12 protein-coding genes and 3 pseudogenes are annotated in these 15,423 nt (G+C 64.2%); 10 read left to right on the forward strand and 5 right to left on the reverse strand.

The window, feature by feature from the left end:
- Positions 1-37 precede the first annotated feature (37 nt).
- Both istA and istB read left to right on the forward strand, forming a co-directional pair.
- Positions 38-1,780 (forward strand): annotated as a pseudogene (gene istA, locus RGUI_RS21120) (IS21 family transposase); the annotation flags it as partial.
- Positions 1,713-2,539 (forward strand): annotated as a pseudogene (istB, locus tag RGUI_RS22070) (IS21-like element helper ATPase IstB). The pseudogenes istA and istB, both read left to right, overlap by 68 nt.
- Positions 2,540-2,676: 137 nt before the next feature.
- Here istB and RGUI_RS22075 read toward each other — a convergent pair.
- Positions 2,677-3,265, reverse strand: a pseudogene (locus RGUI_RS22075) (IS3 family transposase); the annotation flags it as partial.
- 106 nt (positions 3,266-3,371) lie between these two features.
- Positions 3,372-4,160, reverse strand: a complete 789-nt coding sequence (locus RGUI_RS05530; RefSeq protein ID WP_081532131.1) for an alkaline phosphatase family protein — start codon at positions 4,158-4,160, stop codon at positions 3,372-3,374.
- Between the two features lie 242 nt (positions 4,161-4,402).
- Between RGUI_RS05530 and RGUI_RS05535 the strand changes: the two genes are divergently transcribed.
- From RGUI_RS05535 to RGUI_RS05555, 5 genes are all read left to right on the forward strand, one after another.
- Entirely contained in the window at positions 4,403-5,389 is a 987-nt protein-coding gene (locus RGUI_RS05535; protein WP_081532132.1) for a hypothetical protein, read from the forward strand.
- 62 nt (positions 5,390-5,451) lie between these two features.
- The gene (locus tag RGUI_RS05540; protein ID WP_081532133.1) at positions 5,452-6,204 is read left to right on the forward strand and encodes a hypothetical protein; all 753 of its coding nucleotides are present in this window, start codon (positions 5,452-5,454) and stop codon (positions 6,202-6,204) included.
- Between the two features lie 91 nt (positions 6,205-6,295).
- The gene (locus RGUI_RS05545; RefSeq protein WP_156882880.1) at positions 6,296-7,288 is read left to right on the forward strand and encodes a hypothetical protein; all 993 of its coding nucleotides are present in this window, start codon (positions 6,296-6,298) and stop codon (positions 7,286-7,288) included.
- The gene (locus RGUI_RS05550) at positions 7,285-8,496 is read left to right on the forward strand and encodes a hypothetical protein (protein ID WP_081532135.1); all 1,212 of its coding nucleotides are present in this window, start codon (positions 7,285-7,287) and stop codon (positions 8,494-8,496) included. The genes RGUI_RS05545 and RGUI_RS05550 overlap by 4 nt, the downstream gene beginning before the upstream one ends.
- 164 nt (positions 8,497-8,660) lie before the next feature.
- Positions 8,661-9,263, forward strand: a complete 603-nt coding sequence (locus tag RGUI_RS05555; RefSeq protein ID WP_172841086.1) for a VPLPA-CTERM sorting domain-containing protein — start codon at positions 8,661-8,663, stop codon at positions 9,261-9,263.
- A 95-nt stretch (positions 9,264-9,358) separates the two neighbouring features.
- Here the strand turns inward: RGUI_RS05555 and RGUI_RS05560 are convergent, their stop codons facing one another.
- From RGUI_RS05560 to RGUI_RS05570, 3 genes are all read right to left on the reverse strand, one after another.
- Positions 9,359-10,537, reverse strand: a complete 1,179-nt coding sequence (locus RGUI_RS05560) for a lytic murein transglycosylase (RefSeq protein WP_081532137.1) — start codon at positions 10,535-10,537, stop codon at positions 9,359-9,361.
- A gap of 63 nt (positions 10,538-10,600) precedes the next feature.
- Positions 10,601-11,590, reverse strand: coding sequence for a glutathione S-transferase family protein (locus tag RGUI_RS05565; RefSeq protein ID WP_081532138.1), 990 nt, complete (start codon positions 11,588-11,590; stop codon positions 10,601-10,603).
- Positions 11,591-12,173: 583 nt separating this feature from the next.
- A complete protein-coding gene (locus RGUI_RS05570; RefSeq protein ID WP_081535979.1) occupies positions 12,174-13,346 on the reverse strand; it encodes a MalY/PatB family protein in 1,173 nt (390 codons plus the stop codon).
- Positions 13,347-13,448: 102 nt separating this feature from the next.
- Between RGUI_RS05570 and def (RGUI_RS05575) the strand changes: the two genes are divergently transcribed.
- From def (RGUI_RS05575) to fmt, 3 genes are read left to right on the forward strand one after another with little or no spacing between them, the layout of a single operon-like run.
- Positions 13,449-13,976, forward strand: coding sequence for a peptide deformylase (gene def / locus RGUI_RS05575; protein WP_081532139.1), 528 nt, complete (start codon positions 13,449-13,451; stop codon positions 13,974-13,976).
- Entirely contained in the window at positions 13,973-14,479 is a 507-nt protein-coding gene (gene def, locus RGUI_RS05580) for a peptide deformylase (protein ID WP_081532140.1), read from the forward strand. The genes def (RGUI_RS05575) and def (RGUI_RS05580) overlap by 4 nt, the downstream gene beginning before the upstream one ends.
- Positions 14,479-15,378: a methionyl-tRNA formyltransferase gene (gene fmt, locus RGUI_RS05585; protein ID WP_081532141.1), complete on the forward strand. Its 900-nt coding sequence runs from the start codon at positions 14,479-14,481 to the stop codon at positions 15,376-15,378. The genes def (RGUI_RS05580) and fmt overlap by 1 nt, the downstream gene beginning before the upstream one ends.
- Positions 15,379-15,423 lie beyond the last annotated feature (45 nt).

The raw sequence follows: 15,423 nt of genomic DNA on the forward strand, positions 1-15,423 counted from the left end.
GTGATGTTGGTTGTGGAGAGCAAGCCGGTGGGCGCCACTGGTTCGAGCCCACCCGGCGCGCGCGAAGATCAGGCGGGCGCATTTCGTTGAAGGCAAGTCGATCAAGCAGATCTGCCGTGAGTTGCGGGTGTCTCGGAACACGGTGCGCAAAGTCATCAGATCGGGGGCAACCGGGTTTACCTATGATCGCACGACGCAGCCCCGACCGAAGATCGACCCCTGGCGATCGGATCTGGACGAACTTCTGGCCGAGAATGCGCGCCGACCGAAGCGCGAACGGCTGACGCTGATCCGGATCTACGAGGAACTGCGCAACCGAGGCTATGACGGCAGCTATGACGCCGTGCGCCGATATGCGTCCAGTTGGACGAAGGCGACACAGGAGGCGTCGGCAAGCGCTTATGTGCCGCTGAGCTTCGATCCGGGCGAGGCCTACCAGTTCGACTGGAGCCATGAGATCGTGATCCTTGATGGCGTGACCGTAACGGTCAAGGTGGCCCATGTCCGCCTGTGTCACAGCCGGATGCCGTTCGTGCGGGCCTATCCCAGAGAGACCCAGGAGATGGTGTTCGACGCGCATGACAGCGCGTTCGCCTTCTTCGGCGGCGCCTGCGCGCGGGGCATCTACGACAGCGAGACCTTGTTCGCCATTGGTTCAAGAACAATGGTCGAGCGAAGACAGCCGTGGACACGATCTTTGTCGGCAAGGATCGGGCCTATAATCGCCGTTTCCAGCAGATGTGCGGGCATTACCTCGTCGAGCCGCCGTCCACTGGGCTTGAACCAATGGCGCCTCAATGAACGGCCCTGCACCCCGGCGTCGGGTTGGGAGAAGGGCCAGGTCGAGAACCAGGTGGGTGTGCTCCGGCGGCGGTTCTTCGTGCCGCGGCCGAAGTTCAAATCCTTTGCCGAGTTGAACGCCTGGCTTGAGAACCGATGCATCGCCTATGCCAAGGCGAACCGACACCCCGACAATCCGGACAAGACGATCTGGGAAGTGTTCGAAGAGGAACGGTCGAGCCTGGTGCCCTATGTCGGTGCGTTCGATGGATTCCACGCCGTCCCGGCCGCGGTATCCAAGTCCGGGGCTCCGCCCGTTCAGGGCTGAATTGGTCCACCGGACCAATTCCGAGACACCCTTCACCCTGCCTCGTGCGGTTCGACAAGAACCGCTACTCGGTCGATGCCCGCGCGGTCGGGCGGCCCGTCGAGATCCGCGCCTATGCCGATCGCCTGGAATGCTGGCAGGACGGTCAGGTCGTGGGGCGGCATGAACGGACTTTCGGTCGCGGCAAGACGATCTACGATCCACTCCATTACATCCCGGTTCTGGCGCGCAAGCCAGGCGCCTTGCGCAGTGAGCCATTGTGTCGCCATGTGTTCGAGACCAATGGCGAACGCGCCCTTCAAGGACTGGGACCTGCCGCCAGCCCTGCGCCGTGTGCAGCGCAAGCTCGAACGTCAGCCCGGCGGCGACCGGCAAATGGTCGATATCCTCGGTGCCGTGCTCACCGATGGGCTGGAAGCTGTCGAAGCCGCCTGCGCCGAGGCCCTGTCTCACAATGTCCACTCCGCAGGGGTGGTGCTGAACAGCCTGGCCCGTCACCGCGAACCGCCACCGCCGCTGACAATCACGACGCCGGATGCGCTGAAGCTGGCCTGCGAGCCTGCCGCCAATTGCGATCGCTATGACAGTCTCAGGAGAACAACGAATGGAACGATCACAGGTGCTGGCCGCCATGGGCCAACTGAAGCTTTACGGCATGAGGACAGCCTACGACGAGATCATCGCCGTCGCGCCGGAGGCACGCTTCCAGCGTGACGGTCAAGCGACAGCACGAGCCGCATCAGATCATTGGCGACCTCCTGACCGCCGAGATCAGTGAGAGCGAGCCATTGAGCGCCATTGGTTCAAGAACAATGGCGAGCGCGCGCTCGATCAAATACCAGATGACCATCGCCAAGCTGCCGCTGGCCAAGGAAATCGACGAGTTCGACTTCGAGACCGCCGAGGTCAACGAGACCCTGATCCGTGATCTCGCCGCCGGAGACTTCCTCGATCATCAACGCAACCTCGTGCTGATCGGCGGCACCGGCACAGGAAAGACCCATCTCGCGGTCGGCATTGCACGCGCCTGTATCCGACGCGGCCGCCGGGGCCGGTTCTTCAACGTCGTCGATCTGGTGAACAAGCTCGACGCCGAAGCCCGGGCCGAACGACAGGGCCGGACAGCGGACCTGATCTCTCGTCTGGACTTGTTCGCCATCGGTCTCGAACGCATGGCGACGCGATGGCTCACTCCTGGACGAACTCGGCTATCTCCCCTTCGCCCAGACCGGCGGCCAGCTCCTGTTCCACCTGATCAGCAAGCTCTACGAGCGGACCTCGATCATCGTGACAACCAACCTCGCGTTCGGCGAATGGCCCACCGTCTTCGGCGACGCGAAGATGACCACCGCTCTGCTCGACCGCCTGACCCACCACTGCGAGATCGTCGAGACCGGAAACGAAAGCTGGCGCTTCAAGAACCGAGCATAGCGAAATGGCCCACCACGCTGGCCCGCCGCCGCTGCGTTACATGGGGACTACGCAGCGCCGGGCCAGCTCAGCTCCAAGGGGGTCAATTTTCGGCGCCGATAGGGGGTCACGATCCAATGCCGATTGACAAACTGGGCGCTGTCGGTCGTGCGCTTGTACTTCTTTGTTCTCACGGCGTGAATCCCGTTGGCTCTCATAAGCCTGCCAACCCGGCGCTCGCCGACGGACAGCCCCAGCTCCTTCAGCTCGGCCGTCATGCGCGGGCGACCATAGCTGCCCAGGCTCAGCCGCCGCTGCTCGCAAATATGGGCGAGAAGCACCATGTCCTCGCGCTGCCGCCGGCTGGGCGGGCGCCGCCGCCAGGCGCGCAAGCCGCGATCGGAAACATCGAACAGGGCGCACAGGCGCGGCCGGGACAGCGGGCCGCGATAGGCATCGATGAATGCGAACCTCATCGCTTTTGGCCCGCAAAGAAGGCGCTCGCCATTGTGCTTGTACCGATGGCGCACAAGGCTCGCCCTTTTTTAACGTTTCCCTCTCCTCCGTCACGAGACGCAGCTCGCGGCGTAGGCGTTCGATCTCCTTCACCAGTTCCGCTTCCTTCTGCGGCACCGTGCCCGCGTCCCCATGGGCCTTGATCCACTTGTTCAGCGTCGACAGCCCGACACCAAGATCCGCCGCCACCTGCCGACGCGGCAACCCGTCCTCGGGGATTTGATCCCCCAGATCAAATCCTGATCCTCGAACTCAGCGCGATCCGCACCGCCTCACGCTTGAATTATCCTGTCCGCTTCTCTGCCATCGTCCGTCTCCTCGATCACATGTCATGCTCTCAAGAACCCGGCACTTTTCCGATGCAAGTCCAGACCGCCTCGGCCACGGTTTCCTGCCCGTGGTCGGAGCCGAGCACGAACAGGATGTCGTCACCCTCCGCCCGAAGCTTCGCCACCGTCTCGGCCACACGCCCGACGCAGGCATCCGCCGCCGCGATCCCGGCAAGGTGAGTGTCAGAGCCCAGCATATCCGCATGCATCGACAGATCAGGCTCCGACAACCAGAGTACACCAAGGGCCGGGCGGTGCTCTGTCAGGATCTCGGTGCAGAAGCGTTCCGTCAGGGCCCGGTCCCCGGCAGCGTCATGGCTGACCGTGCGCATCGCGTCGTTGGGCAGATGTATGCCGCCCGGACCGAACGAGGCCTCACGGTGATAGACATGGCCGTGCCCGTCAGGGTCGTTGAAATAGGTCGCACCGGGGGAGACGTTCGCCATCACCACCACGCCGCCGTGATCCTTCAACCGCTCGGCGAGCGTCGGAACCTTCAGCGTGCGGCCGGTGGCGCGGCGCATATGGTCGCGAAACTCCGGCTTTCCGGCGTCATATACAACAGGCCCCTCACCTTCGTCGAACGCCATCGCATTGCCGTGCAGACCATGGGTGGCCGGCCAGCATCCGGTGGCAATCGACGCCGCCGAGGCGCGCGTGGCCGAGGGGAAGATCGCCCGGTGATTGCGAAAGCGGCGCCCCTCGGCGACCACGTCACATATCCTGGGGCAATAGTCCCGAACGACGAAATCATCGCGATGCCCGTCGCAGATCATCAGAACGGCACGCTTGCCCATTTCACCCCCTCACTCCACCAAACCACAGCGCCATAGGGCTCAAAAGGATGTGACGCAGCCGTCGCGCCCAAGAGAAACTTTCAACAAGCTTTCACGATGGTTTGGTGACGGATCACATGCAGGACCGAAAGCGCGGACATGTCCGCGGCACCTGACGGCGGCTTGGCGGGCTATACGACTCAAGCGGTCGAGGCTAGCCTGTCCGTGGTTTTCCGAAACCCCTTGGGAAAGAGAGCACCGGGATGAGAAACCGTGCACTTGCCGCCCTGCTTGTCGGCGCAATGACGGTTGGCGGTCTGATCCTGGCCGACCACGTCACCCGCCGCCTGGTCGATTTCAAGATCTCGGCGGAGACGGAGGTGTTTGCGGGCACACTCCAATCCTCGGACGCCACCGCGACCACGATATACCTGAACACGGTCTTGCTGTGCCATGGCCTGAACCTTTCGGGGCCGGACGGCCGGTCCGGCCCCTGCAGCAGCTATGCCCATGGCGGTGCCCCAATAACCGGGCGGATACAGATCTTCGACGGTGTCCGGCTGCGCCTTGTCCGGCGTGGGTCGGACGCAGCGGTATTGCAGCTGACATCCACGGAGGCGCGGCCAACCGAAGCCTGCCCGGGCGGGGAAATTGGCACCTTGGTCGAGGACGGCAGCACAAGTGGCCCCACTGGCCTGTGTGCGCCGGCGCGGGTGGTCTGGCCGCAGGACGCGGGCCAAGCGCCGCGGCTGGTTCTACGGGGGGTCAATCCCCGGATCGGGCAGAGCATCGGGACGACGTCTGGCGACGCGCGCCCCGTGTTATCCTCGGGCAAGCTGGAAATGCGCGCGCGCGGGCTGCTGAGCGAGACGGGGCAGCGGCTGCGCGGCCCCGATCTGGACCCGCTGGGCGACCCGGTATCGATGGGCAAGCATGATCTGAGCTTCGGCGACACGGTCACGGCCTGCTCATCCGACCCCGAGTGCGGCCAGTCCCCTGCCGACAAGGCACCCTTCGTCGCGCTTGTCAGCGCGACAGAGGCCCGCGGGCTGAAGGTGCAGGCCCATGTCCTGGCCCCCGCGCTGGTGGTCGAGGGGTTCGGCGCCCGGGCCGAGGTCGTCAAACCGACGCTCTTCGCCCGCATCCGAAAAGACCCGAACGTGGCCGTGCTCTACATGCTCTTCGGGATTCTGATGGGCTTCGTGCTAAAGGTCGACAAATGGATTTTCGGCAAGGAGAAGAAGGCGTGACCCAAGGCAGCGTGGTCCGGGATAGACGCAGCGTCGGTACTACCCCGCGGAATGCCGGGGGCATGCGTCGGCCCGCCGGCGTGCTGTCACGGCTCGCCGGACCATGGGCGCGGCTGGGCATGGCGACCTTGGCGGTCGCCCTTTGGGGTGGAAGTCCGGCTTTGGCACAGACGGTCCGGGCGGTCACGGAACTGAACGAACGCCTTGATCCGCAGGCCTATGTTTCCGGCAGCTTCCGCATCCATGGCGTGGTGGAAACACGCGGCTTCGACACCGGCCTTGGCAGCCAAACCGGCGGGTTTGCCCTGCGCGCAGAGCCCGGCCAGATTTGCCTTCGATATCGCAGCCGGAATGGCCTTTACGCCGCGACACAGGTGTTCGAGACGGAGGTGAGCGGCTGGGTCACGGTCCCGTTCTCCACAGCCCATGCCGACCGTCTGGAAAGCCTCCCCGGTACAGGTTTCTCGGTGCAGGCGGAACTGGCCGAGGATTGCAGCGACGCGACGGCCGACAGACGTCTGGCCCCGGTCGCGCTCCCCGCATTTGTCCCGGCGGGCACCGAAGATCCGGCCGGTGAATACTATCTTGTCGTTCAGAGTGACCGGAACCCGGCCTGGATCGTAGTCGAAGATGGGTCCGGCGCAGCACCGCAATCGGTGCAATGTCTGCCCATCGACGGGGCGGGGCTGATCGCCTTCGACACGAAATGCCCCTTGCCCGGCGCGGCCTTTTCCCCCGGCGCCAAGGTCACACTGATCCTGCTGACACCCGATGACAGACAGCTTCGCGAACCGATTGCCCTGTCGCCGCGCTGAGACATCCGGTGGGCCGGGACAGGCCATAGGCCTGCGGCGCGCCCTGATATCCGCGCTTGGGTTCGCGATGGGGCTGGCGGTCCACGCCGTCATGGCAGACACGACGCTAGCCGACGCGCCGATCACCGAGGTTCGGGTCTTCGCGGCGGGGGAGCCCGGAGGCCGGGGCTGGGCCCTGACCACACGGCTGGCCGACCATGAGATCTGCCATATCGTGACAGCCTTCCACGTGGTCGGCGACCGGGCAACGCGGCTGCAAAAGCCCGACATACGGGTTGCCGGTGCGGGTGTTGACACCCCCCTGCCGGCCGAGCTTCTCGAAAGCGAACGGGACCTTGCGCTGCTGCGACTGCGGGACCGGGGCCCCTGCCCCTTCCGGCCGGGGAAAAGCGCACGGCGGCACCTGCAGGGCCTCTGGCTCGTCCGCCTCAGCGACGGACATGTGATCGAGGAATTGCGCGCGGACCGCGCGGCACCGATCCAGCCCCTGGGCAGCGATGGCGACATCGCCCGCCTGCGCCTGACACGAGAAAGCCGCCAGACCGTGGCGGAGGGTTGGAGCGGTGCATCCGTGTTTCAGGACGGGCAGCGCATCGGGCTTGTCTCAAGCGTTTCGGACGACGGTGCGGCGGTTCGGTTCTACACGACGGGCGCGATCGCGAAAGCCTTTGGCCAACGGCTGAGGCGCGGCTGCGACCGATCTGATGAACCGTGCCTTTCAACCACCGACACCGCCCCACCGGTCTGCCCGCCCCTGTTCGGGGTCAGGGTGCGGCTGGTCCATGCCCGCGATAACGCAAGCGAAGCGGCGGCATTCGCGGCCGCCCTGCAAAAGGCTGGCGCGTTCGTGATGGAAGACCCCCGACTGCGCGCACAACTGCCGCCCGAAACGACCGCCGGACTCACCGACGACCTGTCGGACATTACCGGAGACATCCGGTTCTGCGTGGGCGGCTGGGTGACGATCTTGCCTCAAGATGTTATCGTTCAACCGATCAGCGATCCAATGCCCACCAGCGACAACTTCCGAAGCCTCGTCATATCGGTGGGCGCAGACGCAAGCATTCGGGGGGACCAACAATGAAACGCCTTCTTGTTGTACTGGCCCTGTTGCCACTGTTGGCAGCGGTCCTACCCACCCCCGCCCGGACCGAGCCGCAAATCCGTTTGCACGTTCCCAGCGACCAGATGGGCGAGCGTCGGGTCGGGGATGTCGTCACCCTGCCCGTGTCGATTGCATATCAGGACCTGCCGCGGAACAGCAGGATATATGCGCATCTGATCGCCGTCGCAGGCGACGCCTGGGTGACGGAGGGTGGGGGTACGATGCGGGCCGATGCACCGGCGGTGACCTTCGGCGGGAACCTCGCCAGCGGGACGCGCGGATTGTGGCAATTCCCCGATATCAACTTCCCGGCGTCTGTTCTGATCAAGCGCGAGACATTGGCCCAAGCATTTGCCAAGGCCCTCGGCTCGGCGGAGGCGGGCGACTCCTTTGCCGATACGCTCAGCAACGAGGAAGACGGGTTGAGACTGGTATTTGCCTATCTTGCCAACGGGTCTGTCCAGCCCGGCCAAAGCGATGCGCGGCTGGAATTCACCATTCCCGACTATCCGCATTACTTCGATGCCGTCGTGATCTCCCCCTTCCTGATGATCTTCAAGGAAGACGGCTCGCAAACCGTGTCGTTCAATGGCAAGACAATGACGTCGCTGCGCATCCCCGTCCGGCCTCACCGCCCTGCCCCGGCACAGAAACCGGATCAGGGGACCAGACATCCCGTCATTCCGGGCACGATTGCCATTCTGGACGATGCCTCGCTGAACACGCAAGTCCGGGTCGGCCAGTCGAAAACGCTGGAATTGAGCGTTCGCTACCGGGACGTGATGCCGGGAACGGCGATCTATGTGGTTCCCGTGGCGATGTCGGGCGGCAAGATGGTCGGGACCAAGGACGGCTGGACGACGAGCTTCGACGCCGGGGGGCTCAGCCTGACCTCAAAGGTCGCCTTTATCGAGGGCCCCTCGCCGATCTATGCCATTCCCGACGATGACAAACCGATTGCGCTGTCGGCGGTCGGCGGCGTTCAGATGGAAGGCGCCCTTGTCAGCGTGGTTCAGGACAGCACCGGCGTTGCCACCGGCGTGGTCAGCTTTCGCCCCCCACCGTTTCTGGTGGACTACGACTGGGTCCGCCTGATCCCCGTGCTTGTGGCACCGACAGACAAGGGCACACGCGTCGCGCTCGACACCAAGCGGTTCACGGGCATCGATGTGGCGGTCTCACGCTGACCTGCAGTTTCGCCATTGCACACCGTCCTGAAAAAGCCACGCCGGTGCGGCCCACGAAATTGCCGTCAACAAATTGGTCAGAATCGTGTACTCTGAAACCTCATTGGCATTCAAAATGGGGGATATGCAAAATGACAGCCAAGACGAGTATTCTTGCAATCGCGATGGCATTTACGGCTGCGGGCGCGGGCGCAGCGACCCTTGTAAACGGGTCCCTGACCGGCCCGATCGCAAACAACGGCGTGCCGACCGGGTGGACCACTTTGCTCGGCTCGCCGGACACGATGGATGAGACTAACAACGTGGGGGCCAACACACCGTTTACGGTGACGCCGATCGGCCCGTCGCCGGACGGGGGAACCTGGGTCGGTTTCGCTGGCGGCTTTGTGGAGTCGTTCGGCCAGACGATTTCCGATTTCACCGTGGGCACCACCTACGAACTGTCGTGGTATGCGGGCAACTTCGGTGCGGAAACCGGGCCGGGCTATAACGGTCCGAATGCAATCGAGGTGCTGCTGGATGGCGTCAGCATCGGCTCCGGATCGGTCTATTCCACCGGTCGGCTCTGGTTCGAGGAATCCATCGAATTCACCGCGACGGCGACCAGTTCTGAACTGGCCTTCCGCCTTCTGAACAGCATCGACTCCTACATGTCGATCGATGGCATCGAATTGACGGAGGTCGATGCGGACGTTCCGCTTCCGGCATCGGTCCTGCTCCTGCTAGGCGCGATGGGTGGACTTGGGATGGCCCGCCGCTTCGGCTGACCCGTTCAAAAGACTGAACAAGAAGGGCCGCCTGAAATCCGGGCGGCCCTTTTCTTTTCCGGTTCAGACAGACGCACATCGCCCCGGTCTGGCGGTCAAAGCGCCCCCAGCAACGTTTGCGTCGGCCAAGAATCCGCCGGCAGGCCCAGCCGTATCTGTTCTTTCTGCACCGCCGCCCGGGTCATCTGGCCCAGGATGCCGTCTATCCCGCCCACGTCATGCCCGCGCCGGACAAGCTTTTGTTGCAGCGCCTTCATCTCCGCCCCCGAAAGACCGGGATCGGGCCTGCCCGGATCATAGGGCGGCGCCCCTTCCAGACGCGTGGCCAGATAGGCGGCGGTGGTGACGTAGACGAGGCTCTTGTTCCATTCGAAATAGACGCGGAAATTCGGGTAGACGAGGAAAGCCGGCCCCTTGCGCCCCATCGGCAACAGGACCGAGGCTTTCAGGTTGCCCGGCCCCAGCGCCCCGTTCCGCGCCCGCACGCCCAGCCGCGCCCAGTCCGACACGCGCTTGGTGTGGTCCAGCCCGGTATCGGCCCAGTCCAGCGTCTGGGGCACGACGATCTCTGTCATCCACGGCTCATTCGCGCGCCATCCAAGGCTGCGCAGCATCTTCGCCCCTGACATCAGCGCATCGGCCGACGAGGTCTTCAGCCGCACATGCCCGTCACCGTCGCCGTCTACCCCGTTTTCAAGGATGTCGTCGGGCAGCATCTGCACCTGCCCGATCTCGCCCGCCCAGGCGCCGGTGGTACGGGCCGGGTCGAAATCGCCCTTCTCGTACAACTCCAGCGCGGCAAAGACCTGCGGGCGGAAAAGCCCCGGCCTGCGGCAATCATGGGACAGCGTCACCAACGCGTTGAGCGTGTTGAAATCCCCCTGCACCGCGCCGTAGTCGGTTTCCAACGCCCAGAACGCCAGAAGCACCCCGCGCGACACCCCGAACGACCGCTCGATCGACTTGAACACCGCGTCGTATTTCGCGGAATTGCGGCGACCATTATCCAGCCGGTTCTGACTGATCAGCCGCCGCGAAAAATCGATGAAATCGCGCTGGAACACCCCTTGCGCCCGGTCGGCCCGCAACACCGCCGGGTCCTGCCGGACAGTTCCGAAGAACCGGTCGACTGCCGCACGGTCATGCCCCCGGCGCTGCGCCTCCTGCTTCAGCCCGGCAACGAAGCCGGAGAATGTGCCGCCGCAGGGGGGCGCGGCGTAAACAGGCATGGCACAGCAGGCGAAGACTGCGACAAGGGCGGGCGTGACACGCATGAAGAGAACTCCGCGCAAGGGTTTCGCGAAAAACCTATCAGCCCGCCCGGTTCGCGCAAGTCTTCATGCAGCTTTCAGAGACCCGCGGCCATGTGGTTCGCCCCAGTCGGGACGGGGGTTCACCGGAATGATCCGGTTGGGATTGATGTGGTCGTGGCTGAAATGGTAGTGGCGCACGATATGGTCAAAGTTGACCGTCCCGGCCACGCCCGGCCATTGGTAAAGCTCCCGCGCATAGGCCCAAAGGTTGGGAAAATCGACCAGCCGGTTGCGGTTGCACTTGAAATGCAGGTGATAGACCGCGTCGAACCGCACAAGCGTGGTGAACAGGCGCCAGTCGGCCTCGGTGACCCGGTCGCCCATCAGGTAGCGGTTGCCGCCAAGCCGGTCTTCCAGCCAGTCGAGACTGTCGAACAACGCGCCGACCGCTTCGTCATAAGCCTGTTGCGAGGAGGCGAAACCGGCCCTGTAGCCCCCGTTGTTCACGGTATCATAGATGCGGGCGTTCACGATTTCGATCTGCTCTCGCAAGGCTTCGGGCCAATAGTCGTCGCGATTGCCCGTGATCCAATCGAAGGCCGAATTGAACATGCGGATGATTTCGGCCGACTCGTTGGACACGATGGTGTTGCGGGTCTTGTCCCACAATACGGGCACGGTCACACGGCCCGACACATCCGGCTTTGCCTTGGTATAGACGTCCCGCAGATAGGGCAGCCCGAACAGGTCATCCCCCGTCGCGCCGTCGAAATCGGTACTGAAGGTCCAGCCATCCTCCAGCATGTCGGGATGCACGACCGAGACGGAGATATGCGCCTCCAACCCCTTCAGCTTGCGGAAGATCAGGGTCCGATGCGCCCAAGGACAGGCCAGCGAAACATAAAGGTGATAACGCCCGGACTCCGCCGGAAAGCCCCCCTGCCCGCTTGGCCCCGCGGTGCCATCCGCGGTGATCCAGTTGCGAAAGCGGGAGGTGTCCCGCACAAACCGCCCGCCGTGGTTCTCTGTGTCGTACCAGCCGGCATGCCAGACGCCGTCGATCAGTTGTCCCATGGTATCCTCCTTCTTGGCACAGGGAGGTAGGGCAAAGTCTGGAATGGTTCTACGGAGAGGGCGCGCAGCCCCCCTGCATCAGCGCACTATGGATGTGACGGGCGACCATGCGCTTCGCTGCCCGCAAAGCGCGGGACCATCGCCCAAACAGGGGCCTAACAGGCTGCTGAAAAACCAGAAATACCGCCATCGCAAGAGAAAACCGTTCCTTGTAAGCAACGATGCAGCAAGGCGAGTAGGGCCGCGCCCGACCCTGGGTGGGCGCATTGAAGCGCTCGTACTGATCGGTTAATCTCAAAAGTCCGAACGACTTACGGGATCTGGAGGACATCGCCAATGCGCCCTCCCGCGGGGAGGGTCGGGCGCGGCCCGGGCTGGTCGCCCGGACCAGCTTCGGGACGATGTTCCGAAAGCTCTCGACCGTAGACGCATGTCGTTTGCTTTTTCAGTAGCCTGCGAAGCCGACCAGCCGGGCCAGCACCCTTCCCACGTCGGCCATCCCCCGATCCGATACGCCGAGCGTGAAGGATAAGGGGAACACCTGCCTTTCGATGATGTCCCCAAGGCACCGCCATCAGGCGCGTTATTGCAGGTCCGAAAATGCCCCCTGCAACCGCTCCACCGCCTCGGCCACCCGCGCTCGTGGCGTGGCGAAGTTGAACCGCAGCCAGCTTTCGCCCCCCTTGCCAAAGGTCGGCCCGTGATTGACCGCGATCTTCGCCACGCGCTCCACCCGGTGCAGGACTTCCTCCCGCTCCATCCCCGTACCGGAGACATCGACCCAGGCCAGATAGGTCGCCTCCAGCGGCATCGAGGACAGGCCCGGGATCGCGTTCACGCCTTCGTCGAACAGGCGCCGATTGCCGTCGAGATAGGTCACCAGCGCATCGATCCACTCGGCCCCTTCCTGCGAATAGGCGGCGGCGGACATCTCCATCCCGAAGGAATTGGGCGACAGTCCCATTGCGCCCATCCGGGCCGCGAACCGCGCCCGCAACCCATCGTCGGGGATAATGACATTGCCCACATGGGCGCCCGCGATGTTGAAGCTTTTCGTGGTGGCGGTCATCATCACCAACCGGTCGCGGATGGTTTCATCCACCAGGTCCATCACGATGTGCTTCTGCCCCGGATAGACAAGGTCATGGTGAATCTCGTCCGACACCAGGACCAGGTCGTGGCGCTTGGCGAAATCGGCGACGCCCTGCAATTCCTCCCGCGTCCAGACCCGGCCACCGGGGTTATGGGGCGAGCACAGGATCACCATCTTCTCGGTTCCGGTCATCTGCGCGTCATAGGCGTCGAAATCCATCTCGTACCGGCCGTCCTTCTGGACCAGCGGGCATTCGATCACCTCCCGGTCGGCGGCGCGGATCACGCGGGCGAAGGCGTGATAGACGGGCGTGAACAGAACCACCCCGTCGCCCGGCCCGGTAAAGGCATCGACACAGACGGCGGTGCCGTTCACCAGACCATGGGTGGTGAAGATCCACTCCGGCGCGACATCCCAGTCATGGCGCGTCTGCATCCACCACCCGATTGCGGCCTTGTTGTCGCGGTCGTCCCCGAAATAGCCGAAGACCCCCTGATCGACCATCCGCCGAAGCGTATCGGTCACCACCTGCGGCGGGCGGAAATCCATGTCGGCCACCCACATCGGGATTCCGTCATCGGCCGATACGCCATAGGCCTTTTCCATCATGTCCCATTTCAGCGAATGGGTGCCGCGCCGTTCAATGATCTCGTCGAAATTCATCGGGGTCTCCTGCGTCATTCCGGCCAAGCTACCCTTTGGTACACCAAGTGCAAGAGAACGCCGCATTGCGCGCCACGCAGGATTCGCCTAAATGCTCCGCCCATGAGCATCAAACCGATCCTGATCCACCCCGATCCGCGCCTGAAAACGGCGGCCGACCCCGTCGCAGATATCTCTGACGAGTTGCAGAAACTTGCCGAGGATATGCTGGACACCATGTACCACGCGCCGGGCATCGGCCTTGCTGCGCCACAGATCGGTATATTGCAAAGGCTGATCGTACTGGATTGCGCCAAGGACGAGGGCACGCCGCCCAAACCATACGCGATGTTCAACCCCGAGGTCGTCTGGGAATCGGATGACAAGAACATCCACGAGGAAGGGTGCCTGTCGATCCCCGAAACCTATGCCGAGGTGACCCGCCCGGCCGAGGTCGTGGTGCGCTGGACCGATCCGTCGGGGGAGCCGCAGGAGGACCGGTTCGCAGGCCTCTGGGCCACCTGCGTGCAGCATGAAATCGACCACCTGAACGGCAAGCTTTTCATCGACTATCTGTCGCCGCTGAAGCGTCAGCTCATCACCCGCAAGATGAAGAAGCTGAAGCGCGACCGGGCACGGGACAGCTGGTGAGCGAAAGACCGATCCTGCAATGGCCGGACCCACGGCTGCAGACGCCGGCAGAGCCGGTGGACGCCGTCACCGATGAGATCCGCGCGATCTGGGACGACATGATCGCCACGATGGAGGCGATGCCGGGCTATGGCGTGGGGCTGGCGGCCAACCAGATCGGCGTGCTGAAACGTCTGGCGGTGCTCGACTGCAACGACCGCCGGGGCAACGCGATCCGGCTTGCCAACCCCGAGATCATCGACGCCTCGCCCGAGATGAATGCCCATGACGAGGCCAGCCCCTGCCTGCCCGGCGTGGACGCCACAATCACCCGGCCCGCGCGTGTCACGGTGCGGTTTCTCAACGCCGAGGGTGCCGTGGAGGAACGCGCCTTCGACGGGCTTTGGGCGACCTCGGTCCAGCACCAGATCGACCATCTGAACGGGCGGATGTATTTCGACAACCTCTCGAAACTGAAGCGCGGTTTCCTGCTGCGGAAGGCCGCGAAGAAACGGGGCCGCTGATGCGTATCGTCTTCATGGGAACGCCGGATTTCTCGGTTCCGGTTCTGGATGCGCTGGTCGCGGCGGGGCACGAGGTCGCCGCCGTCTATTGCCAGCCCCCGCGCCCCGCAGGCCGCGGCAAGAAAGACCGGCCAAGCCCCGTGCAGGCCCGGGCCGAGGCGCTGGGGTTGACCGTGCGCCATCCGAAATCGCTTAAAGGGGCCGAGGAACAGGCGGCGTTTGCCGATCTTGGGGCCGAGATCGCGGTTGTGGTCGCCTACGGCCTGATCCTTCCGCAACCCGTGCTCGACGCGCCGGCGCATGGCTGCCTGAACATCCATGCCTCGCTGTTGCCGCGCTGGCGGGGGGCGGCGCCGATCCACCGGGCGATCATGGCGGGGGACGCGGAAACCGGCGTCTGCATCATGCAGATGGAGGCGGGACTGGACACCGGCCCGGTTCTCTTGCGCGAGGCCACCCCGATCGGCGCAGAAGAAACGACCGGCGAGTTGCACGACCGGCTGTCGGCAATGGGCGCGCGCCTGATCGTGGAGGCCTTGGCGCGCCTGTCCGATCTGACACCGAAGTCCCAACCCGAAGAGGGCGTTACCTATGCCGCCAAGATCGACAAGGCCGAGGCACGGGTCGACTGGACCCGTCCCGCAGTCGAGGTCGCCCACCATATCAATGGCCTGTCGCCCTTTCCCGGCGCATGGGCCGAGGCGAATGGGGAACGGGTAAAGCTCTTGCGCGCAGGGGTGGCGGAGGGCAGCGGTGCGCCCGGTACGGTTCTGGGCGGTCTGCGCATCGCTTGTGGCAGCGGCGCGGTTGAGGTGCTTCAGGCCCAGCGGCAGGGCAAACGCCCGATGGACGGCGACGAATTCCTGCGCGGGTTCGAGATGCCCGCGCAACTGGACTGACCCGCGCCGGAACACCGCTACACCCTGCCCCTAGGCGAATCCGCC

It is taken from the genome of Rhodovulum sp. P5, assembly GCF_002079305.1.
In the GTDB taxonomy this organism is placed as follows: domain Bacteria; phylum Pseudomonadota; class Alphaproteobacteria; order Rhodobacterales; family Rhodobacteraceae; genus Rhodovulum.